Origin of the sequence: Rheinheimera sediminis (assembly GCF_004005375.1) — a bacterium.
Lineage (GTDB): Bacteria > Pseudomonadota > Gammaproteobacteria > Enterobacterales > Alteromonadaceae > Pararheinheimera.
Genome location: NZ_RZUF01000002.1, coordinates 102,969 through 124,883, shown reverse-complemented (window position 1 = coordinate 124,883; position 21,915 = coordinate 102,969). Strand labels below are relative to the sequence as shown.

Sequence of the window (21,915 nt, the reverse complement as noted above, 5' to 3'; positions counted from 1 at the left end):
CATTACGCTACTGCTTTGCGATTATCATAACCAAGCATTTTGTATTTAAATAGCCACTTGACGCTCAAACTTGTTTTTTTATCTCAGATAATAAAAAGGCAGCCATTTGGCTGCCTTAGTAATTCAGCTTTGCCTTCAAAACTTATGTTCTATACCTACAGCCAGATAGTCGCTGTCTGTTTTGCTATCAAAATCAAAACTACTGTACCAAGCAAAAACTTTGGTGTTTTTACCTAGTTTGTAATCTGTGCCTAAAGATATGCCCTGATCATCTTCCAAAGTCTGATACTGGGCTTTCAGCTCCCATTTATTCAACGGGTAAGCAGCACTGGCTAAATATCCATCCGCTTTTTTACCTGTGTTGACTTCTTTCTGTTGTTGCAGCATAGCACCAAGCTTAAACTCAGCAATCTTAAACTGTATTGTAGCTCGGGTTGCATCATAGCCATTAATTTTACTGTCCATCGCAACAGAGGCGTACCAGCTCGATTCTTTTAAACTATCATCACCATACACCAAGGCGTAAGACTGAGCATCCTCTGCATCTGCTTCATCTTCCATCACATAACTAAGCATCAGCTTAAAGCCCTGAAAAGCAGGTGAGCTGTATGCAACTGAATCGCTCATCCGGTTCTCGCCCCTCCACAGAGCTTTGATATCGGCTTCATAGTCGCCAAACTGATCGACCTTACCTTGCGACATTTTCAGCGCAGTATCGTGACGACCAGCCGTCAGGGTACCAAATGCACCCTGCAAGCCAATAAATTGGTTGCGGGACTTAATGTTTTTTTCGTTGGCTTCATCTGAGGGATCTACTTCCCATTCCAATTGATAAATCAATGTCAAACCGTCTTCCAACGCATAATCGCCCTGAATACCAAAACGAGAGGCGTTGCTTTTTAATTCACCGAACGATCCTTCGCCTTCATCGGACTGTTGTGCTGTCACATTAATTTTTCCGTAGATTTCCAAGCTTTGTGCCTGGACGGTAGTAACACAACTTAAAGCCAATGCAATACTTATTAAAGTTTTTGCAAACATGATTTTATCCTTTTCAGGTAGGGACTTAGGGCTAAGAACAGAAGCTCTGGTTAGCTGAATTATAGACATTTGGCGCAGAAGTCCAGTCGCTGCGCCTATTTATTTATTCATGGTTCGGTGTTGGATTATCGCAAATATGGCGATAACGCTTCAGAAGCATGACATTTCGAAGTCTATTTTATGACTATAAGATGACAATATTATGACAAAACTTAAGGGGATTGAAGCTCCTGGCATATACCCACTCTTTTTGCTGTATCGAAATGAAGCCCCTGCTGGAGTAATCGGGGGGAGGTGCGCCAAGCAGGATTCACCCAGCTTAGACTCAGCTTCTGATCCGGATACTGAATATCGGCAAGATCAAGCATGCTATGGAAAATACTGCTTGTACTCAAAGGCTGCTGACGATTTTTTTCTGCCAGAGCTTTTTTATGAGGATACTGTTGATTGTAAGCATCTGAGGTCCAGAGCAAAGCTGCAACTCTGTAATCACGCTCTGTATTGTGACCATGACCGCTTTTGTTACATTGGCCATCAAAAATATTTTCTCCATGGTCTGAGACATAGAATAAAGTACTGATACTTTGAGTTTGCTCCAGCTGTTTGATCAGACTAAACAGGATAAAGTCTGTGTAGGCCACAGTATTATCATAAGCATTATTGAGCATTACTTTGGACTTTTTATCATGCATGCTAATGGCTTGTCCTTTACCCGAGGGAGTAAACAAGTCGAAGGATTCAGGGTAACGGTCTGTGTAACTAAAATGGCTGCCCAAAGTGTGTAAGACTATCAACTGTCTGGTGTGGTTTTGTTGCACTACTCGTTCAACAGCAGGCAAGAGTATCTCATCGTAAAAACCTTCTTGCTTATAACCGACTGGATTCAGATATTGCACCTGATCGGCCTCACTGGCATGCAAAGCAATGGACGAATCATGCACTCCTAAAGGACTTTGAGTTGACAACCAAGCCGTGTTAAAACCAGCCTCCTGAAAAGCAGCAACCAAAGAGGTTTCTGTCGGAAAATAACGCTGATCCACTGGGCTTTTACGTGAAATTATCACTGGCACAGACATGCGGGTCCAAGCCCAGGGGCTAACCATGTCTGTGAAACTAATCACATTTTTTGTGCCAGCCAGCCGGGGCGTAGTGGCTCTGTTGTAGCCATTGAGCTGCAATCTGTCTGGCCTCAAGGTTTCCCCTATCACCAGCAGATAAATTTGCCGAGCCTCAGGCGCTTTGGTTTGTTTTGCGGAAAACTTAAACAAAGCCAGGTCCTGAGCAATATCCGCAACAGCTTGTTTTTGTCTAACGAATTCATTCAAAGCCAACAAGATATTTAGCGGATAAGTGGCATGAAACTTTTCATAACTATAAGGCAAGGGACGTTGCACAAAGATATTTTCTTCCGGATTACTGCGTTGTTTGGCTTTGTTGATTTGCTGATACTGCCATTCATTCCAGCCCAAACTCGCCAGCACACCAATACCAATAAGCCAGACCAAAGGGCGTACTCCGGCTTCCCAGCGCCACTGTCGTTGCCAGGCGCTGCGAACCAGGTACCACCACAACAGCAAAATAGCTGCCACCATCACAGCTAAAAAAACACCAACCCCAGTCAAATAACCCAGAGCTTCGTTCAGATCGGTTTCCGCCACTATGGCAATAGCATGTGCGTCGGTATTTTTCTGATAAGTTAAAAGATAAAACACCTCCTGCGGTACCAACAAGGCTGCAGGCAATAACAACACCAAACCAGGCCATAAAGAACGGAATAACGACAATACCAGGAGGTAACACCAGACAGCAGCTATCAGTTTCCACTGTAAAAAAGGCATCAGATCCTGCTGCGGCCATTGCAGTAAGACGGGAGATAGCAACACCAAAGCAAAAAGTATCAAGCCAAACACACGGAATAACGAGTGTAACAACGACGAATTCACCAAAAAGCCTCCAGGCCAAAATATCAACATGCACTTGGTCTTAAAAAAATGGATTTTGAGCGTATTTTGTAGTTTTTACCAGAACTGTTAGAAGGAGACTTCAATGTAAACTCAGTGAACTACAAGCTAAACCAAATCTCTACTGTGGTCATCACGTCAGAATGAAGCATTGCTAATTTGAGACTTCCGGCCAGAGCAAAACGAGCGTGTTAAACAGTATAATTGCCATCCAAAGGCTAGGAGGCAAGAACAGTGTCAGATGCAACTAGTCGCATAGATCAATACTACAGGCATGTATTTCTGTAAGCCAAATTAATAGTGTTTGATTCTCTACTACAACCTGATGCATTGCATGTCTTAACGTATGCCGTTGCTCCTGAGCCAACAACATTCAAGTAAGCCGTTGTTAATGAGGAGTTTTTCAAAAACACATTGTTAACATAAACACTATAAAAAGTTACTGACGGGTTGGAGATCCATGTAAGCAAATTACTACACATAGCATCTGTCCCAACGACCTGATAATACGACCAAGCTCCCCCTTAGATCTAAGCCGGTCAGCCGCAGTCCGAATTGAGTTTGCGATGTTACTTCCCCAACAGTAAAACCCCAGAGAAGCACCATAAGCGATACCTGTGAGCCCAAATCCGTTATTTTTAGCCCCAAGAATACTCATAACCGCCGTGCCATGATTTTTAGTTGCTGCTGCAGTGTTTTTTATTTGCACAAAAGTAGTCGGAAGATTTTCATGAGCTGAATTGAAACTGTTTTCCATGTCTAATATTTTTACGCCAGCACCATTCCCACCATTTTGCGTCCAGCCATATAAAGCATCGACGCAACTTGTCTGGAAAGCAAGAACCAACGACAGTCCGTTAAATCCACCTCAAATAACCGGAATGGATTTTGCCACCAATGTTGCTTAGCCTGCGCCAGCCAGTCTTCAATATTGTCCGCGTCAAAGCGCACAGCTTTGCCTTTGCGAAAAGAAAAACGCGTTAAATCATCAAAGGAGATGCCTTGAATACTGCGAGGGTCCTGATAAAAAATATCGCAAAAAGCCAGATTACAGCCAAGCATCTTGTCATAGGACGTTAAAATGGCATAACCATCGTACAGACTTCAATAAATTCACATAGTTATTACTGGAACATCAGCTGAGAAAAGGCATAACAAACTCTGCCGCAACATTGATGGTTAAACACTGGCAGTGGGAGATAAGNGCTACAGAGATAAACAAAAGCGAATGCAGTTGTATTTTAAGGATAATTTGAGTTGAACCATATAGCTCAGTAAAACCAGTCACTTTGTTGTACAGCGGAGGAAGCTAAAACGTAAATAGCAGTGAGAGAAAAGCGCCACACGCATGAAGCAGCACTAGATCACCATTATGAGACGTTATTTCACCAGGAAGATTACAGCGCCAACTGTTCCAGAAGGCGCATTATTGTCGTTGAATCAGACTTTAGCGACATTCGTAGACTCTTTGAATGTTCTGCCCGCCCATCTCTGTGCACTCTACGGCATATTGTTGTATTGACTGACCATCAGGACCGACAACAGTACCAGCCTCAATCATCCTGCATTCAAGCACTTGTAATTGCACAACTTTATAACCAGGCATCAGGGCACAGCCTTTACTTTTGTATCTTTCCCATACACTAATTCGGTCTCCCAGCTTATCGCCCCAAACCATGCCTAACATGGGCTTATCGCGTTCTAGTTTAGCAATAGTATCTTTTAATGGATTTNCGGATCAACGCGCTCAAGTCTGGCAATCACTTCTGTCAATGGCGCACCATTTTCATCTACACTCAAATCAAGATTAAGGCTCAGTACTTCATCTATAAAATTAAACACCGTTCTCGAACCATCTTTCCAATAAAAAGTGACCTTAACTATGCCATCTGAACCTTGTCCGCTTATCGTCACGCTGCTGTTGATAGTCTGAGTGCCGCCACCAAGGGTGTAAGCATAATTAAAAGGCCTGAAATTGAAGATATCCTGCTTTCGCGCTTCAGCTAAAACCTCGCTTCGCAATTCTCCTTCGCAAGCTTTGTCGGTATAAGCGTCCAATGCTGTATCGCAGCTTTCATCATTCAACAGCGTTTCGGGCGGAAATACAGCTATCGCTTGCTGCAACGCCTGAACCCCTTGACCATAACGCATTAAAGGAGCAAAAGTCTGTTGTTCTTTCCCTGCCATAGCACTGATTTCACTGACGGCTTTTTGCCTGCCGACCGTGGATACTATAATTTGTTTATAGTTTTGTCGGACAGGGTCGACCAAAAAAACATAAGTCTCAGTAGTACTGGTGGAGTAACCCGGGCTTAGCTTTAAAGCCATTTCAGCCAATTGGCTATCGGTACAATCCATACACAAATCAGCACGAGTCAGGTACAAAACCCTCTCTGTCTGGGCATTCGCGGCCCCTGATAGCACGAGCAACAAAACGAACACCAACAACTTCATATTTACATCCTTGCGTTAATTAATTCACACAAGTTAACCCTCAAAAAAACAATCGTCAACAACTGAGACCAAATAGGCTCGCTACAGAGATAAACAAAAGCGAATGCAGTTGCATTTATAGGAAGAGCAACTTTAGCAAAGAAGGAAGGACGAAGAACTTGAGTTTAGAAAGGCAAACTCACATCCCTCAAGCTGAATCAATGTGAGTAGTTTTATTATAAAAGTATTATGGCCTTTTACCCGGCCAGGCAGATAATACAGTATCAGCGACCTGCTTTAACTCTGCGCAATTTGCTCCACTGGTGGCTTGAACTGCCATACCTTGCAGCACAGCAACTATATAGCGGGCTAAAGCAGCAGGATCTGAATGATCAGGTAAATCGCCGTCAGCTTTGGCTTGTTCCAGACGAGTGTATAAAGCGACTTCTCCGGCTCGACGTTTTGCAATCAGCGCTTCTTTGACAAAAGCTGCTGATTCGCTGCAGGCCAAAGCCCCCTGCACTATGACACAACCTGGCGGATTATCCGGATCAGCTGTAGTGCTGGCTGCACCACAAAGCATATGTTTAACAACTTCATAAGAGCTTTCTTTTTCCAACGCCGGATAAAAAAACGCACAAGGACGGTTTTCATACAGCTCAATAGCCTTTAAAAACAACTGTTCTTTATTGCCAAAAGCGGCATACAAACTGGGTTTGTTGATGCCCATAGCCTCACATAAATCAGGTAAGGATGCGCCTTCGTAACCTTTACGCCAGAAGACTTCTAGTGCTTTTTGTAAGGCTTTTTCCATGTCAAAAGCGCGCGGGCGTCCCACTGTTGGCGCTGGTGTAACCGCTGATGCTGACATTTCAAACTCCGGATTAACAACGATGGCCTAGCTTAAACTGCCTGGCGACACATGTCCAGAAAGGAATACTTACCAGTCGGTACATTATTGTATGTAATAGCAACTGATATTGACAGACCAGTTGCCAGGCCTGCTTCTGACTACTTAACACCAGGTAGTTTTAGGCAATACGACGCGGTTTTTGGATATTCAGTAAACACAGCACAAATTTTATGCTGCAAGTCGTGAACAGAGCTTCCGGCAGTAGTACTGCTCACCTACAAAACTACAGCTTATAACCAAAATTTTTCGGCTCAGTTCAAAAGGTTCTTCATTTTTTACCGGTCAGTACAAAATAAAGATTGACTCTGGATTGAACTTCTATATATTTACCGACCAGTACAAAACTAACAGATGAAACTAGTTTGTACAACATAAGTTGAAACCGAATCTCTTTACTGCCCCAAATTGACCTAATTGCACGAGGAAAACGTCATGAGCAACAACACTATCCGAACCTTTGTACTGGGAAGCATAGCTGCCTTAGTGTTATCCGCTTGTGGCACGCCGGAAGCTGCAGCTCCAGGCGCTATGGCAGCGCCAGAAGTTAATGTAGCTACAGTAGTACATGAAAAAATTACTGAATGGGATGAGTTTACCGGTCGCTTACAGGCGCCTGAAACCGTCACTTTAGTACCAAGAGTATCAGGTTATATCGAACAGGTGTTTTTCACTGAAGGCGCTTTAGTCAAACAAGGCGACTTGCTGTTCCAGATTGATGCTCGTCCTTTTGCCACTGAAGTAGCGCGCTTAAAAGCTGAATTGTCCAATGCTGAAACAGCGCAAAAACTGGCCGACAATGATTACCGTCGTGCTGAAGCCTTGAAAAAACAACGGGCGATCTCTGAAGAAGCAGTGGATACCCGCTTAAGCCGTAAATTGCAATCAGCAGCCACTGTGGCTTCTGTTAAAGCCGCATTACAGCGCGCTGAACTGGACTTGTCTTTTACCCAGGTCAAAGCCCCTATTTCGGGTCGTGTCTCTTATGCGCAAATCACGGCTGGTAACTTCGTTCAGGCTGGCAGTAGCCAACTGACCACTTTAGTCAGCACCAGCAAAATGTATGCGTACTTTGATGCCGACGAACAAACCTATCTGAAATATGTACAACTGGCCGCTGAAGGCAACAGAGCCGAGCAGCGCACAGCCCACAACACCGTCTATATGGCGCTGGCGGGTGACAGCGACTTTGGTTATGTCGGTAGCATCGATTTTATCGACAACAGTATCAATGCCCAGACCGGAACCATCCGTGCCCGCGCCAGCTTTGAAAACCTCGATAACAAATTAATTCCGGGTTTATTCGCCCGCTTAAAACTGGTTGGCAGCAGTGCCTATCAAGGCATTCTGATTGACGACAAAGCCATAGGCACAGACTTAAACAACAAGTTTGTCCTGGTGGTGAATAACGAAAACCAACTGGAATACCGCCCTGTCACTTTAGGTGAAAAGGTCAACGGCCTGCGCATTATAAGCTCTGGTTTAAATGCCTCGGATCGGATCGTGGTAAACGGTCTGCAACGTGTTCGTCCAGCCATGACCATTCAGCCTAAGCAGGTAGAAATGGCCACTGTACAACAACTTTCCGCTTTAAAAGCAGAGCAACAGCAGTTAGAGGCAGACAGCAAGCTGGAACTTACCGCTGCTGCTGAACAAGCTGCTTCTGTGCAACAAGCGGCTAACCAGGGTTAAGGAAGGGCTATGTTATCGCAATTTTTTATCAAAAGACCTATCTTTGCCGCTGTGCTGTCGCTGCTGATTTTTATCGGCGGCGCCTTAGCTGTCTGGCAACTCCCCATCACTGAATACCCAGAAGTGGTGCCACCTACAGTCGTAGTGACGGCTAACTATCCGGGTGCTAACCCTAAAGTCATAGCTGAGACTGTCGCCTCGCCTTTAGAGCAGGAAATTAACGGTGTCGAAGACATGCTGTATATGTCTTCTCAGGCGACTTCTGATGGCCGTATGACCTTAACTATCACTTTTGCTATAGGCACAGATGTAGACCGTGCTCAGGCGCAAGTGCAAAGCCGGGTTGACAGAGCCAGCCCTCGCCTGCCGCAGGAAGTGCAACGTTTAGGTGTAGTCACTGAAAAATCATCACCAGACTTAACCATGGTGGTGCATTTAACCTCACCGGACGACAGATACGATATGTTGTATTTGTCGAATTATGCGGCGCTGAACGTCAAAGACGAATTAGCCCGTATTGAAGGTGTAGGTGCTGTGCGTTTATTTGGTGCCAGCGAATACAGCTTACGTATATGGCTGGATCCAAACAAAGTATCAGCTGTAGGTTTATCGCCAGCCCAAGTAATAGCTGCTATTCGCGAGCAAAACCAACAGGCCGCTGCGGGCTCTTTAGGTGCCCAACCTGCAGGTGACAGTGATTTCCAAATTCTGATCAACGTCAAAGGCCGTTTAACCACAGAGCAGGAATTTGCAGACATTATCGTCAAAGTAGGTGAAGACGGCGAAGTGACCCGCATCCGTGATATTGGCCGTGTGGAGTTAGGTGCTCAGTCTTATGCTTTGCGCTCATTGTTGAACAACAAAGATGCTGTAGCTCTTCCAATTTTCCAGGCTTCTGGTTCCAACGCTATTCAGATTTCTGATGACGTGCGTACCACTATGGCAGAACTGTCCAAAGGTTTCCCTGAAGGTTTAACTTACGACATCGTCTACGACCCTACAGTCTTCGTGCGTGGCTCTATTGAAGCTGTCGTCAAAACCTTGCTGGAAGCAGTGTTGCTGGTGGTTTTAGTGGTGGTGTTATTCCTGCAAACCTGGCGCGCTTCTATTATTCCTTTAGTGGCTGTGCCTGTGTCCCTGGTCGGTACCTTTGCCTTTATGCACCTGCTGGGTTTTTCACTGAACGCTTTATCTTTGTTTGGTCTGGTATTGGCCATAGGTATAGTGGTGGATGACGCCATAGTGGTAGTCGAAAACGTTGAGCGTAATATTGCTGATGGTTTGTCTCCTATGGCCGCCACGCAAAAAGCCATGAAAGAAGTGACAGGCCCTATAGTTGCAACTACCTTGGTGCTGGCTGCCGTATTTATTCCTACCGCTTTTATGTCAGGTTTAACAGGCCAGTTTTATAAACAATTTGCCTTAACTATCACTATTTCCACCTTTATCTCGGCGCTGAACTCTTTGACGTTAAGCCCGGCTTTATCGGCACTGCTGTTAAAACCTCACGGCTCTAAGCCTGATGCCTTAACCCGTGGCCTGAACAAAGCCTTTGGCAGCTGGTTATTTGATCCTTTTAACCGCTTGTTTAACAAAGCCTCCAAAGGTTATGGCCTGATGGTGCGCAAAGTAATTCGCTTTGGCGGCATTATAGGTATTCTGTACATTGGCTTAGTGGGCTTAACTGCAGTGCAGTTCCAGCAAACCCCTACAGGTTATGTGCCAGGTCAGGATAAACAGTACTTAGTGGCTTTTGCTCAGTTACCGGACGCTTCTTCTTTAGACAGAACTGAAGCAGTGATTAAAGAAATGTCCCGTATTGCGGCAGAACATCCTGGTGTGGCGAACTCGATTTCCTTCCCTGGCTTGTCGATCAATGGTTTTACCAATAGCCCAAGCGCAGGCATAGTCTTTGTCGGTCTGGATGATTTTAGCGAACGTGGTTCAGCTGAATTATCAGGCAATGCCATAGCTGCTGCACTGAACCAGAAATTTGCCGGCATTCAGGACGCCTTTATCGCCATATTCCCGCCGCCACCAGTTCAAGGTTTAGGCACCATAGGTGGTTTCCGTCTGCAAATTCAGGACAGAGCCAACCTCGGCTATGAAGAACTGGCTGCTGTCAGCATGCAAGTGATGCAAAAAGCCTGGGCAACGCCTGAACTCGCTGGTGTGTTCTCAAGTTATCAGGTGAACGTACCGCAGTTGGATTTAGACATAGACCGTACCAAAGCCAAACAACAAGGTGTCAATCTGGATGAGATATTCCAGACGCTGCAAGTCTATATGGGCTCGGCTTATGTTAACGACTTTAACCAGTTTGGCCGGACTTATCAGGTCAATGTACAGGCGGACGAGCAATTCCGTCAGGACCCTGAACAAATCCGTCAGCTGAAAGTGCGCAATAATGCCGGTGAAATGATCCCGCTGGGTTCATTCATTACCGTCAATCATTCAGCTGGCCCTGATCGTGTGATGCATTACAACGGTTACACCACAGCTGAAATCAACGGTGGCCCAGCTCCCGGCTATAGTACAGGTGAAGCTCAGGCTGCAATTGAAAAAATTCTGGCTGAAACTTTACCTCAAGGCATGACCTACGAGTGGACAGAACTGACTTATCAGCAAATTCTGGCTGGGAACGCTGAACTGCTGGTATTCCCGCTGGTGATACTGCTGGTGTTTATGGTGCTGGCCGCTCAGTACGAAAGCTTAACCTTACCTCTGGCTATTATCCTGATTGTGCCTATGACCTTGTTATCGGCCATGACGGGTGTCTGGATCTATGGCGGTGATAACAACATCTTCACTCAGATAGGGTTGATAGTGCTGGTGGGGCTTGCGACCAAAAACGCCATCTTAATAGTCGAATTTGCCAAAGAGTTGCAGGACCATGGTATGAACACTATGGATGCCATTCTGGAAGCTGCGCGCTTACGTTTGCGTCCGATTTTAATGACCTCCATCGCCTTTATTATGGGTGTGGTACCTATGGTGCTTTCAACAGGTGCGGGTGCAGAAATGCGTCAGGCCATGGGTGTAGCGGTATTCGCCGGTATGATTGGTGTCACTATCTTCGGTCTGATTTTAACACCGCTGTTTTATTACGCTCTGGCCAAACGCCGTGATCGCCAACTGGTGCAAGGCTCTGCCACTGTGAGCGCTACTGTAACTGAGGACACTCATCATGCGTAAAACTCTTCGCTTAACAGCTATCAGTCTGGCACTGGCATCGCTGTTGTTTGGTTGTGCTTCGGTAGGCCCAAGCTACGCAGCGCCTTTGGCAGCCAACCAGCTGCAACTGCCTGCGGAATATAAAGCAGCAGATAAAGCCCAACACTGGTGGCAGCAGTTTAATGACCCAGTGCTTGATCAACTGATAGCAAAAGCCTTGCTGAATAACCAGACCTTAGCTGCGGCAGAAGCCAACGTAAAACGTGCTTATGCCGCCTTTGAAGACAGCGACAATGACGGCTGGCCTCGTATGGATATCACAGCCAGTCAGCAAAACAATCAGAACCCAGACAGCGCTGCGCAAAATGCCGGTCAAATTCAACGCCAGGCCAATGCGGGTGGCAGCTTAAGCTGGGACTTGGATTTATTTGGCAAGCTGCGCCGCGCCGCAGAAGCCGCTGATGCCAGAGCACAAGGGGCTGAACTAGCCTGGCAGGAAGCAAAAGTGCAATTGTTAGCTCAGGTAGCCGCCAGCTATGGCGACTACCGTGGTGCTGAATTGCGCCTCACTGTAGCCGAGCAAAACCTTGGCAATTTGCGTCGCACCAAGCAGATTATTCTGGCGCGCCGTGATGCCGGAGTAGCTTCCGATCTGGAAATCAGTCGAATCGATGCGCAGATTTATCAGTTGCAAAGCACCTTGCCACAATTCCAGTTTGCTAAAGCTCAGGCGAACGCCACCCTGGCGGCTTTAGTCGCACAACCTGCTGAGCAGTTTGCGGTTGCCATTAAAGCCGAAGCTTTGCCAGAGCTGAGCAAACCTTTGTCTTTTGCCAATCAACACAACTACTTAAAGTTCAGAACTGACGTAGCTGTTGCCGAACGTGAACTGGCAGCCAGCACTGCAGATATAGGGGTGGCCACAGCAGAGTTGTACCCTGAAGTGTCTGTCAGTGGCTTCTTAGGTTTTATTGCCAGCCCAGGCCTGAGCCTGGGTTCGCAAAACGAAGCCTGGAGCATAGCGCCAAGCTTACGCTGGCAAGCCACGGAGCTGAGCTCTATTCAGTCCCGCATTCGTGGTGCTGAAGCAGAACAGCAAATGGCCTTTGCCCGCTTCCAGCAAACCGTCTTTGATGCACTGGCGCAAATGCAGACCTCACTGCAGGGCTACAGAACCAGCCGTGAACAGCAATTAAGTTCACAGCAACAAGTGGCAGCGACTGAACAGGCGGTGCAATTAACCCGTGCTCAATACGAGGCCGGCACTATTGAGTTTCTGGATTTACTGGACGCCGAACGTGAGTGGTTAGCAGCCCGCGATCAGCAAGCTGTATTGTCCACCCAAAGCTTCCAGCGTTTAGTGGCAATCTACCGCGCATTTGCCGGTGGAATAGAGCTGGAGCAAGGCACCCAGCAACTGGCATTGACCAATAAGTAAGGCATACAAGTCGGAGCATCAGCTCTGACTTCTGTATTAACCTTTGGGCGCCGCTTAGTCCCATTTCCCTGCGGCGCCCTTTTTTCTGCTCTTGTGATCCCCGCCAGTCACCGCACATCTATTGATAACCATTCTTATCCGCATTACTATTGGGCCAATTTTATAGCTGGCGAAAAAGGCTGAGTATCAGGTGTTTAAACTCAAACAACGCTTTTGGTTTTTATTACATGGCTGGGTAGGTTTACCGGTTTGGCTTATTTTTTGTGCTGTGTGTTTAACGGGCACCATAGCGGTATTTAGTCATGAACTGACCTGGTTAACCAACCCTAATTCCAGAGCAGAAAACCCACAAAACCTGCCGGTGAAGCCTGCAACTGAACTGATTGCGGCGGTCAAAGCTGAAGTGCCGGATGCTGAAATTGGCAGTGTGATGGTGATGGAACCTTATCTGGTGAATGCCATTATATTCTCCACCGCCAAAGCGCCTTTTGGTATAGCCTACGTCAATCAGTATACAGGGCAGGTGCAAGAACTGAACTATGGCCTGACCTTTATCGGATTCATGCGTTCTCTGCACGGCTGGTTATTGTTCCCGTGGCAGAGTAGTTACAGCCTAGGCTATTACCTGGTCAGCGGTATGGCCATTCTAATGCTCGTGTCTTTGATCACAGGCTTGGTGATTTATAAAAACTTCTGGAGAGCCTTTACTCAGCCGAAGTTGCGCCTGAACCAAGGCCGTAAAACGCTGCTGACCGACCTGCACCGTCTGGCTGGCGTCTGGTCCATCTGGTTTTTAGTCGTGATGAGCTTAACCGGCTTGTGGTATCTGCTGCAGGCGATTTTATGGCACAACGATATTGAGTTTTATCACGAACCCAAGATTCTGACGGCCGCCGAAGTACCAGCTGCCGGACAAAAACAGACACCGCCATACTCACTGGAAGATGCGCTGGTGATCGCCAAACAGACTCTGCCAGAGCTGCAACCTGCTTATATTATGATGCCGGAGCATAACCGCGATTTATACCGTATTTCAGGTTCAGGTGATTCGGTATTTTTTGATCAGTACTCGTATTCAGTACTGGTCAATCCGTGGACAGGTGAAGTCACTGATGTGCATACGCCAGATAAAATGGGCGGTCTTGAAGTCATTAGTCATATTGCTGATCCGCTGCATTACGGCACTATAGGCGGTATCTGGACCAAAATCATCTGGTTCCTATTTGGCTTGTTGTTATCTGGTATGTCCATCACTGGCTTTATGATTTGGGGCAGCCGCACCATCAAAGCAGCCCGCACCGAGACAGCGACAACTTATACAACTTCAGAGGTGAACTCCTGATGGCACAGCGTTCAGATAACTGGTGGCAACGGAATAAATTTAAACTCAATGGCCTGATCCTGGTATTGCCCTTCTGGTTTTTGTATCAATCCATGAGTCCGGTTTTCCCGCCTGCATGGCCAACACAAAAAGTCGGTGCTTTTGAAGTCACTCCTACGCCATTAACGCTCGATGCGCCTTATCAGCACCATGGCGATTGGGTGAAAGACTTCAGCCTGCAATTTTGCGAAGGTTGTGTAGCCAATATCCGTCAGGCCTATATGGCAATAGCGGCAGAACAACCTGCGATCGAAGATTTTGCCCAAGCTGATCTAAGCATTCTGCACGGCAGTTCCTTTGCCCAACATGTGCATGCCAAAGCCTCAGCCCAACCTAAAGCAGGCGATAAAGTCTGGCTATTGATTGAAGACTGGCAAGGCCAACTGCATGTTGGCTCATGGGACTGGCCACAGTCTTAATAATTCGGGTCAGAGTAAAATTAAGCACTGAAGCTTTATTTTACTCTGACCCGAATTAACTTTTGTTACAATCCCAAGCACAAATTAACCCGCCAAAGCGTTACACTGAAGCAGCGAATGTTCAGAGGATTGACTATGAAACTGTTTTGGTTAGTGCTGCTGTTTGTTTACCCAGGCTATGCCCTGGCGAACAGCTGGCCAGGTTTTGCCAAACAACAGTCCTGTCTTGAGCTTTATCCTGATTTTCACCACCTGGTTAAAGATATGCGCCAGCACCAGCCCTGGTACAAAGCTGAGTATTGGCTAGCCCCATGGCTATTGCCTAAACAACAATTTGACCAGACTCAAGAGTTGGAATGCGCCCAACTGGAATACCATTCAGACACCATTTTAGTACAGGCATGGGGCTTACAACCCAAAGCCAAAGGCAAGCAAAAATGGCCTGTTATTATCTACAACAGAGGCGGTAATTCGGCGTTAGGCCGATTGGATTATGTCTCTGTCTTACGCCAGTTAAGCCCCTTGGCTCAACAAGGTTTTATTGTATTGGCCAGTCAGTACCGCGGTTCGGTACCTCAGGATCAGCAGACTTACGGCAAAGATCAGTTTGGTGGCGCCGACGTGCGCGATATTCATCAATTGATAGAGCTGGCGAAAAAATTACCTGCAGCAGATGCAAACAATATCTTTTTGTATGGCATCAGCAGAGGCGGCATGATGAGCTACCTGACAGCGCACCAACGTGACGATATCCGCGCTATGGCCATTACCGGCGCCCCAACAAATTTAGTTACAGAGCTGCCGCGAAAACCAGAAATGGAGTTAATTTTCCGCAGCCTTATTCCCGACTACGATCAACATAAAGTGCGTGAATTGGAACAACGTTCTGTGATCTATTGGGCCGAACAGCTACCCGCGACTTTGCCTATTTTGTTGATATACGGTGGGAAGGATCAAAGAGTGCATCCAGATAACTCCAGACTGCTCGCAGCTAAACTGACTGAACTCAAAAGGCCGGTACGACTGATAGAATTTGCAGAGGCTGATCATCTGCTGACTGATTACAAAGAGCAGGAACGTCAGGCTATGCTCAACTGGTTTCGTCAGCATCACTACGGCCCTGCTACAGCGGCGCCTTAACCAGCCAACTCCACTCTGTCACGGCCTAGCTCTTTGGCTTTGTATAACGCCTGATCAGCTCTTTGTAGTAGTTGATCCACGGCACTTTCTGCTGTGCTGGCTATGCCTATGCTTAAGCTACTATCCAGACCTGACTCTCGCATCTGCTGCTTAAACTGCTGCTGCAGCCGAATGGCCAAATGAGTTAAACCTGCAGCATCTGTATCTGCAGCCGCCAGCACAAATTCATCCCCGCCTAAACGACAGGCGATATCACTTTGGCGTGCGACAGCTGTCAGGGCCCGTCCCAAATGCTGCAGTGCCAGATCACCAGTTTCATGACCATGTTGATCATTGAGCTGCTTAAACTCATCGATATCAATCATCATTAAAGCTAAAGCTGAGCCACGGCTGACGGCTTGCAGCTGGTACTGTTCAAATCTGCTTTGAAAGGACCTGCGATTATCCAAGCCTGTCAGTTCGTCGGTATGGGCCAGATTTTCCATTTGCTGCGCCTGACGGTACAGCTTGTCTATGGTCTTTTCCGCTACCTTGACCTTTTTTTGTTGCAGTTGCATTTGCTGGTCCAAAGCCATCTGATAAGCCAAAGCATCGGCAATCAGTTTTAAACTGCTAAACAAATGCTCTGAGATCACCAACCGCTCCCGACTGGCACCACACAAAGTGCCTATAGTTTTGCCTCCGGATAATACCGGCACAGCAAAAAAGCTCTGCATGCCTAAAGCCGCGCCATCTGAGTCAGGAAATAATTCAGGAATAACATCAGACTGCTGCAACTTTGCATCAAATAACAAGCGGCACATAGAATCAGACCAATCGACAACAGCGCCTTCATGCAAAGGCACTGTCAATTGCCCTTCCACCAGAACGACCTGCTGGGTTAGAGCACGCCAATCAATCCGTGTTAAGAAGGCGGTATCCAAGCCGGTTAAATGCTGCACTAATAGCAACAGCGGCCGCGCAGCCTGTTCTAGAGCTACACTGGTATAACTTTGACGTTGTGGCATAAAGTCTCTGATTGACGACCTGAGTACAGATCCTTGTAGCAGCATTTGCTGTTAAGTGTGGATTTTGTACGTGTTTTTTCAGCCATCAGAGCAAATAACCTGCATTTTTTTCTGCAGCCTGTCGAAATGCGGCAAGCCGTATCGACTACTAGCGACATTAACCCAAGGAGAAAAGTGATGACGCAGTCCATACAGCAGTTAATTACCCAGTGGGCTCACGCAGTAGCGAGCCGGGACATGACACAAATTATGGCGTTTTATGCCAACGACCTTATTGCCTTTGACGCCGTCGCTCAACTGCAGTTTAGCGGCAAGGCGGCCTATCAGACTCACTGGCAACAGTGCCTGGAATTCTGTCCTGGTGGCCATTCCACCTTTGAGCTTCGGGATCTGACCATAAAGCAAAACGATGCGCTCGGTTTTAGCCATGCCCTGGTCTATTGCGCTGGCAGCAATGAAAAAGGCGAAATTCAGGGTTGCTGGATGCGATTGACCCAAGGCTGGCAACAACAGCAAGGCCAATGGCGTATTATTCATGACCATTTTTCTGTACCTTTTGATATGGTATCTGGTGCAGTGTTGTTTGAACTGACGCCAGAGGCTTAACCAGGGCTCTAATAAGGAAAGTTGCGATGAAATACTTATGCTTAGTCTACAGCGATGAAAAACTGCTGCACTCCTTGCCAGAGAGCCCAAAAGACATAGAGTGTTTTGCCTATGCTGCTGCAGTGCAACAGAGCGGCCGAATGCTGGCCGCCGAGGCGCTGCAACCTATAGACACAGCCACCACAGTCCGGGTGCGCGCTGGTAAAACCTTGTTAACTGATGGCCCTTTTGCTGAGACCAAAGAACAACTGGCAGGTTTTTATCTGGTGGAAGCCAAAGATTTAAACGAAGCGATACAGCTTGCGGCCGGCATTCCGGCGGCAAGGGTTGGCTCTGTTGAAGTACGTCCTGTCAGACAACTGGAGGTGTGACATGAGATTTATGCTACTGATGATCCCAAAAGGCTATGAAAGCGCCGTACCAGGCGTGATGCCAGAAGCAGCAGCTGTAGAAGCCATGATGGAGTACAACAGAAAACTGCAGGACTCAGGCATTTTAATCAGCTGTGAAGGCTTGCATCCACCTGCTATGGGTGCCCGCGTCAGCTTCAGTGGTGGCAAACCACTGGTCACAGACTGGCCTTTTGCTGAAACCAAAGAAGTGCTGGGCGGATACTGGATGATTAAAGTAAATTCCAAAGCCGAAGCCATTCAATGGGCCAGTTTATGCCCTGCTGCGGATAACGAAGTGATTGAAGTGCGGCAAATTCAGGAAATGGATGATTTTCCTGAAGATATTCAGCAGATCGCCTCGGACTTCGCCAGCATGCAAAGCTCGTAAGCTGTTGAATAGCGTAGTGACAGCCGAAACTATTTCGGCCTTGTATCATAAGGAAAGCCGCAGGGTGCTGGCCACCCTGATCCGGCTACTGGGTGATTTTGAACTGGCAGAGGACGCACTGCAGGAAGCTTTTACCTGTGCTTTGCAACAATGGCCTGTGGATGGCTTACCAGCCCAACCCAGAGCCTGGCTGGTGTCCACAGGACGCTTTAAAGCCATAGATAAAATCCGCCAACAGCGGACTCAGCGCCAGCATCAGCAAGAGTGGCTTGCTGAACAACAGAACGAAGATGAAGCCAGCAGTGATATAACACAAGATCAACTCTGGCAAGACGATGAACTACGGCTGATCTTTACCTGCTGCCACCCGGCTTTATCCACCGAAGCACAAATAGCGCTGACCTTACGCGAAATTTGTGGCCTGACGACAGAACAAATTGCCAAAGCTTTTTTAACCAGCACCGTCACTGTAGCCCAGCGTATAGTGCGGGCAAAAAATAAAATCCGTGACGCCGCCATCCCTTACGAAATTCCTACCCCAGAGCAATTACCTGAACGACTGGATACAGTGCTGAAAGTGGTATATCTGCTGTTTAACGAGGGGTACAGCCAAAGTTCCGGCGAACAGTTGTTGTGTCAGGAGCTTTGTGCTCAGGCGATACGTCTTGGTTTTTTGCTGCTGGAGTTGCAACCAGAGGCTGAAACTATGGGCTTATTGGCGTTGCTGCTATTGCAGCAATCACGACGTCATGCCAGAACTACGGCAGAAGGCGAGCTGATTTTACTGCCGGATCAGGACAGAAGCTTATGGGACAACAGCTTAATTCAACAGGGCGTGCAACTGGTGGAGCGTTCGTTATCAGGCCGCCGTATTGGGCCTTATGGCCTGCAAGCCGCTATCGCTGCTTTGCACGCCGAAAGCCGCTCGGCTGCAGAGACAGACTGGCCACAAATTATTGCTTTGTATGATTTGTTATACCGCTTTGAACCATCACCCGTGGTGCTGCTCAACAGAGCTGTGGCAATTAGCATGGCGCAAGGACCAGCTGTCGCATTGCCGTTACTGCAGGCTCTGGAACAAAGCGGCGAACTGGCGCAGTATCATTTGCTCGACGCCGCTTTAGCTGATCTGCACCTCAAACTTGGGCTGAAGCAACAAGCCAGGTTGTATTATCAACAAGCCCTGAGCAAAACCACTCAGCTGGCTGAACAACGATTTTTGCAACTGAAGATAGACAGGTTAGCCTGAACCGGACAGCTGGTTCATATACGGAAAAAAACCTGACTAAAAGCCGAAACACTGGCGCTCCCCATGGCTTTTCCTTCACCTTAAGGGGCTTATCCAAAATGAAGGTAAACCCCATGTTGAAGCTCAATAGCTTGGTTGCAGCGCTGGCTTGTGCCGCTGCATGCGTACAGGCAGAAAACCCTCTGGATTTTGGCAGTGCTATCCGCACCGCCGATCCCTCTGCTCACGTCTGGCCTGATGGCCGCTTGTATCTTTACACCTCTCATGATGAAGAATGTCAGGCTGATTTTCATATGAAAGACTGGCATGTGTTTTCCTCAGCGGATTTAACCCAGTGGACGGATCATGGTGCTGTTTTGTCGGTGGAGCAGCTCAGCTGGGCAGACAACTACGCCTGGGCACCTGATGCCGCCTATAAAAATGGCAAATATTACCTGGTGTTTCCGGCAGGCACAGGCATAAAAGACAGGGCAAATCCGGAGAAAAGTACCAAATGGATGGGGATAGGCATAGCAGTGAGCGACTCCCCTGCAGGCCCTTTTAAAGACGCCATAGGAGCACCGCTGTGGCGAAGCCCTTACGCTAACGACCCTGCGTTGTTTATTGACGACGATGGTCAGGCCTACTTGTATTTTCACGGCACCAACTTTGACTACCATGTCATCAAGATGCGTGATGATATGCTGGGTACCAAAGGTGACTTTATCAAAATGGATATGGGTGGCGTTGAACCCAAAATGGAAGGCCCCTGGGTCTTTAAACGCAATGGCTTGTACTACTTTACTATGCCAGAAAATAACAGAGTATTGACTTACTACACCTCCAGCTCTGCGATGGGTCCCTGGACTTACAGGGGCAGTTTTATGGAACAGGAGCACAACAGCAACAATCATCATTCGATAGTGCAGTATAAAAATCAGTGGCTGCTGTTTTATCACCGCTGGCTGGAAACACCAGACTCAGGCTGCAACAAAAGGCAGCGCCATACTGCTGTGGAGTACCTGCATTTTAATCCGGATGGCACTATACAACAGGTAAAAAGAACCACGGAAGGCGTAGCTAGACTGAGCACAAAGTAAAACAAATTTCAGTTTGAGTCTGCCCTGTTCAGCTCTATTAAGGCTACACTGGCAGTGTTAAAACTGACCTGAGTTAAGCCCATGACGAATCAGACAAATAGTGTTTTTGCCCTGCTCAACGACAGCGCTTTGGTGCACCACAGCAGCTATATTGCCGGACAATTTCAACCAGGCCGCAGCGGGCATTTTGCAGTGCATAATCCTGCCGATGGCAGTTTGCTGGCCTTGGTTGCCGAAGCGACAGCCACAGAAGCAGACCAGGCTATAGCTGCTGCAACTGCGGCTTTTCCTTTGTGGTCCAGCCTGACTGCAGCTGAACGTTCAGCCACACTGCTGCGCTGGTATCAGTTGATGCTGGAACACCAGCAGGACTTAGCCCGTATTTTAACCCTGGAGCAAGGCAAACCCTTAGAGGAAGCAGCGGGCGAAATCAGCTACGGCGCCTCTTTTGTCAGTTGGTTTGCTGAAGAAGCCAAACGTATGAATGGCGATATTATTCCTGCAGCTAAAACCAGCCAGCAAATTCTGGTACTGAAACAAGCCATAGGCGTAGTAGCTGCTATTACGCCATGGAATTTCCCAAATGCGATGATTTTACGTAAAGCTGCAGCCGCTTTGGCTGCGGGCTGCACTTTTGTGGTCAAGCCCTCGGAGTTTACCCCTTTATCTGCTTTGGCTTTAGCTGAACTCGCCAGCCGCGCCGGTATTCCGGCAGGTGTTTTTAATATCATCACAGGCACAGATGCCAAAGCCATAGGCCAGGTGCTAACCAAAGACAACCGTGTGGCGAAATTCAGCTTCACAGGTTCAACTCCTGTAGGTAAAACCTTGCTGGCGCAATGTGCTGCTACGGTAAAAAAAGTTTCAATGGAGCTGGGCGGCAATGCGCCTTTTATTGTGTTTGATGACGCCGACCTCCCTGCAGCAGTGCAGGGGTTACTGGCGGCAAAATTTCGTAATGCCGGTCAAACCTGTGTGTGCGTTAACAGAGTTTTTGTCCAGCGGCCAGTATACGACGCCTTTTTAGCCCAACTGATTAAAGCCACAGCGCCACTGAAACTGGCGTCTGGTTTAGAAGCTGGTTGCCAGATAGGGCCACTGATTAATCAGGCCGCCGTCGATAAAATAGCAAGGCTGCTGGATCAGGCGCTGGATCAAGGAGCTGAACTATTATTAGGCGGCGCTATTGATGCCGACTTAGGCCCGTTGTTTTTCCAGCCCACTATAGTGACAGACGTCACCCCAACTATGCAGATCAGCCAAACTGAAATTTTTGGCCCTGTGCTTTGTATTAGCGTATTTGACACTGAGCAGGAAGCCATAACGCTATCGAATAACACGCCAACAGGCCTTGCCAGCTATTTTTACAGCCGTGATATAGGCCGGATTTTCCGGGTCGCCAAAGCACTGGACTACGGCATGATAGGTATCAACGAAGGCTTAATCTCCAACGCAGCTGCACCTTTTGGCGGTGTCAAAGAATCAGGCCTGGGCCGCGAAGGCTCCAGTTATGGCCTGGATGATTTTACTGAATTGAAATATTTGTGTTTGGGGGGATTGGGGTAAATTGTCGGTTTAGTTGGTATTAACACGCACTAAGCAACA

18 protein-coding genes are annotated in these 21,915 nt (G+C 47.5%); 12 read left to right on the top strand and 6 right to left on the bottom strand.

The genetic code is table 11. The features are described 5' to 3' along the window. Window positions 1-135: 135 nt before the first annotated feature. From EMM73_RS01650 to EMM73_RS01630, 5 genes are all read right to left on the bottom strand, one after another. Entirely contained in the window at window positions 136-1,041 is a 906-nt protein-coding gene (locus tag EMM73_RS01650; RefSeq protein WP_127684724.1) for a porin, read from the bottom strand. A gap of 212 nt (window positions 1,042-1,253) precedes the next feature. Beyond that, the gene (locus EMM73_RS01645) at window positions 1,254-2,984 is read right to left on the bottom strand and encodes a phosphoethanolamine transferase (RefSeq protein ID WP_186435093.1); all 1,731 of its coding nucleotides are present in this window, start codon (window positions 2,982-2,984) and stop codon (window positions 1,254-1,256) included. Window positions 2,985-3,441: 457 nt separating this feature from the next. Then, window positions 3,442-3,759, bottom strand: coding sequence for a S8 family serine peptidase (locus EMM73_RS20500; RefSeq protein ID WP_222422569.1), 318 nt, complete (start codon window positions 3,757-3,759; stop codon window positions 3,442-3,444). An 11-nt stretch (window positions 3,760-3,770) separates the two neighbouring features. Further along, window positions 3,771-4,064 carry a hypothetical protein gene (locus EMM73_RS01640; protein WP_127684722.1) on the bottom strand — a complete coding sequence of 98 codons (294 nt, stop codon included), beginning with the start codon at window positions 4,062-4,064 and terminating at the stop codon, window positions 3,771-3,773. Window positions 4,065-5,682: 1,618 nt separating this feature from the next. Then, window positions 5,683-6,306 carry a TetR/AcrR family transcriptional regulator gene (locus tag EMM73_RS01630; RefSeq protein ID WP_127684720.1) on the bottom strand — a complete coding sequence of 208 codons (624 nt, stop codon included), beginning with the start codon at window positions 6,304-6,306 and terminating at the stop codon, window positions 5,683-5,685. A 474-nt stretch (window positions 6,307-6,780) separates the two neighbouring features. Here EMM73_RS01630 and EMM73_RS01625 point away from each other — a divergent pair, with 474 nt between their 5' ends. The 6 genes from EMM73_RS01625 to EMM73_RS01600 all read left to right on the top strand — a co-directional run bounded on the left by EMM73_RS01625 (window position 6,781) and on the right by EMM73_RS01600 (window position 15,589). Beyond that, on the top strand, window positions 6,781-8,037 hold the full coding sequence (locus EMM73_RS01625; RefSeq protein ID WP_127684719.1) for an efflux RND transporter periplasmic adaptor subunit: 1,257 nt from the start codon (window positions 6,781-6,783) through the stop codon (window positions 8,035-8,037). A 9-nt stretch (window positions 8,038-8,046) separates the two neighbouring features. Continuing rightward, window positions 8,047-11,232: an efflux RND transporter permease subunit gene (locus EMM73_RS01620; protein WP_127684718.1), complete on the top strand. Its 3,186-nt coding sequence runs from the start codon at window positions 8,047-8,049 to the stop codon at window positions 11,230-11,232. Continuing rightward, on the top strand, window positions 11,225-12,649 hold the full coding sequence (locus tag EMM73_RS01615) for an efflux transporter outer membrane subunit (RefSeq protein WP_127684717.1): 1,425 nt from the start codon (window positions 11,225-11,227) through the stop codon (window positions 12,647-12,649). The genes EMM73_RS01620 and EMM73_RS01615 overlap by 8 nt, the downstream gene beginning before the upstream one ends. 190 nt (window positions 12,650-12,839) lie before the next feature. After that, window positions 12,840-13,991 (top strand): PepSY-associated TM helix domain-containing protein, encoded by a 1,152-nt coding sequence (locus EMM73_RS01610; protein ID WP_127684716.1) that lies wholly within the window; start codon window positions 12,840-12,842, stop codon window positions 13,989-13,991. Continuing rightward, window positions 13,991-14,449, top strand: a complete 459-nt coding sequence (locus tag EMM73_RS01605) for a hypothetical protein (protein ID WP_127684715.1) — start codon at window positions 13,991-13,993, stop codon at window positions 14,447-14,449. The genes EMM73_RS01610 and EMM73_RS01605 overlap by 1 nt, the downstream gene beginning before the upstream one ends. 135 nt (window positions 14,450-14,584) lie before the next feature. Beyond that, the gene (locus EMM73_RS01600) at window positions 14,585-15,589 is read left to right on the top strand and encodes an alpha/beta hydrolase family protein (protein WP_186435092.1); all 1,005 of its coding nucleotides are present in this window, start codon (window positions 14,585-14,587) and stop codon (window positions 15,587-15,589) included. Here EMM73_RS01600 and EMM73_RS01595 read toward each other — a convergent pair. Continuing rightward, on the bottom strand, window positions 15,586-16,596 hold the full coding sequence (locus EMM73_RS01595) for a GGDEF domain-containing protein (RefSeq protein ID WP_186435091.1): 1,011 nt from the start codon (window positions 16,594-16,596) through the stop codon (window positions 15,586-15,588). The two genes, EMM73_RS01600 and EMM73_RS01595, sit on opposite strands and share 4 nt — an antisense overlap. Before the next feature lie 177 nt (window positions 16,597-16,773). Between EMM73_RS01595 and EMM73_RS01590 the strand changes: the two genes are divergently transcribed. The 6 genes from EMM73_RS01590 (at window position 16,774) to EMM73_RS01565 (ending at window position 21,876) form a co-directional block, all read left to right on the top strand. Beyond that, the gene (locus tag EMM73_RS01590) at window positions 16,774-17,202 is read left to right on the top strand and encodes a YybH family protein (protein WP_127684712.1); all 429 of its coding nucleotides are present in this window, start codon (window positions 16,774-16,776) and stop codon (window positions 17,200-17,202) included. 26 nt (window positions 17,203-17,228) lie between these two features. Next, window positions 17,229-17,573 (top strand): YciI family protein, encoded by a 345-nt coding sequence (locus EMM73_RS01585; protein ID WP_127684711.1) that lies wholly within the window; start codon window positions 17,229-17,231, stop codon window positions 17,571-17,573. 1 nt (window position 17,574) lies between these two features. Then, window positions 17,575-17,982 (top strand): YciI family protein, encoded by a 408-nt coding sequence (locus EMM73_RS01580; RefSeq protein ID WP_127684710.1) that lies wholly within the window; start codon window positions 17,575-17,577, stop codon window positions 17,980-17,982. Between the two features lie 4 nt (window positions 17,983-17,986). Beyond that, a complete protein-coding gene (locus EMM73_RS01575) occupies window positions 17,987-19,231 on the top strand; it encodes an RNA polymerase sigma factor (protein WP_127684709.1) in 1,245 nt (414 codons plus the stop codon). Between the two features lie 113 nt (window positions 19,232-19,344). Beyond that, a complete protein-coding gene (locus EMM73_RS01570; RefSeq protein WP_127684708.1) occupies window positions 19,345-20,310 on the top strand; it encodes a family 43 glycosylhydrolase in 966 nt (321 codons plus the stop codon). 81 nt (window positions 20,311-20,391) lie between these two features. Then, the gene (locus EMM73_RS01565; RefSeq protein WP_127684707.1) at window positions 20,392-21,876 is read left to right on the top strand and encodes an NAD-dependent succinate-semialdehyde dehydrogenase; all 1,485 of its coding nucleotides are present in this window, start codon (window positions 20,392-20,394) and stop codon (window positions 21,874-21,876) included. Window positions 21,877-21,915 lie beyond the last annotated feature (39 nt).

Bases quoted from the DNA above. Each gene is read 5' to 3' on its own strand.
- EMM73_RS01650 (WP_127684724.1), bottom strand. From the start codon at position 1,041: ATGTTTGCAAAAACTTTAATAAGTATTGCATTGGCTTTAAGTTGTGTT.
- EMM73_RS20500 (WP_222422569.1), bottom strand. From the start codon at position 3,759: ATGGAAAACAGTTTCAATTCAGCTCATGAAAATCTTCCGACTACTTTT.
- EMM73_RS01640 (WP_127684722.1), bottom strand. From the start codon at position 4,064: ATGCTTGGCTGTAATCTGGCTTTTTGCGATATTTTTTATCAGGACCCT.
- EMM73_RS01630 (WP_127684720.1), bottom strand. From the start codon at position 6,306: ATGTCAGCATCAGCGGTTACACCAGCGCCAACAGTGGGACGCCCGCGC.
- EMM73_RS01625 (WP_127684719.1), top strand. From the start codon at position 6,781: ATGAGCAACAACACTATCCGAACCTTTGTACTGGGAAGCATAGCTGCC.
- EMM73_RS01620 (WP_127684718.1), top strand. From the start codon at position 8,047: ATGTTATCGCAATTTTTTATCAAAAGACCTATCTTTGCCGCTGTGCTG.
- EMM73_RS01615 (WP_127684717.1), top strand. From the start codon at position 11,225: ATGCGTAAAACTCTTCGCTTAACAGCTATCAGTCTGGCACTGGCATCG.
- EMM73_RS01605 (WP_127684715.1), top strand. From the start codon at position 13,991: ATGGCACAGCGTTCAGATAACTGGTGGCAACGGAATAAATTTAAACTC.
- EMM73_RS01600 (WP_186435092.1), top strand. From the start codon at position 14,585: ATGAAACTGTTTTGGTTAGTGCTGCTGTTTGTTTACCCAGGCTATGCC.
- EMM73_RS01595 (WP_186435091.1), bottom strand. From the start codon at position 16,596: ATGCCACAACGTCAAAGTTATACCAGTGTAGCTCTAGAACAGGCTGCG.
- EMM73_RS01590 (WP_127684712.1), top strand. From the start codon at position 16,774: ATGACGCAGTCCATACAGCAGTTAATTACCCAGTGGGCTCACGCAGTA.
- EMM73_RS01585 (WP_127684711.1), top strand. From the start codon at position 17,229: ATGAAATACTTATGCTTAGTCTACAGCGATGAAAAACTGCTGCACTCC.
- EMM73_RS01580 (WP_127684710.1), top strand. From the start codon at position 17,575: ATGAGATTTATGCTACTGATGATCCCAAAAGGCTATGAAAGCGCCGTA.
- EMM73_RS01570 (WP_127684708.1), top strand. From the start codon at position 19,345: ATGTTGAAGCTCAATAGCTTGGTTGCAGCGCTGGCTTGTGCCGCTGCA.
- EMM73_RS01565 (WP_127684707.1), top strand. From the start codon at position 20,392: ATGACGAATCAGACAAATAGTGTTTTTGCCCTGCTCAACGACAGCGCT.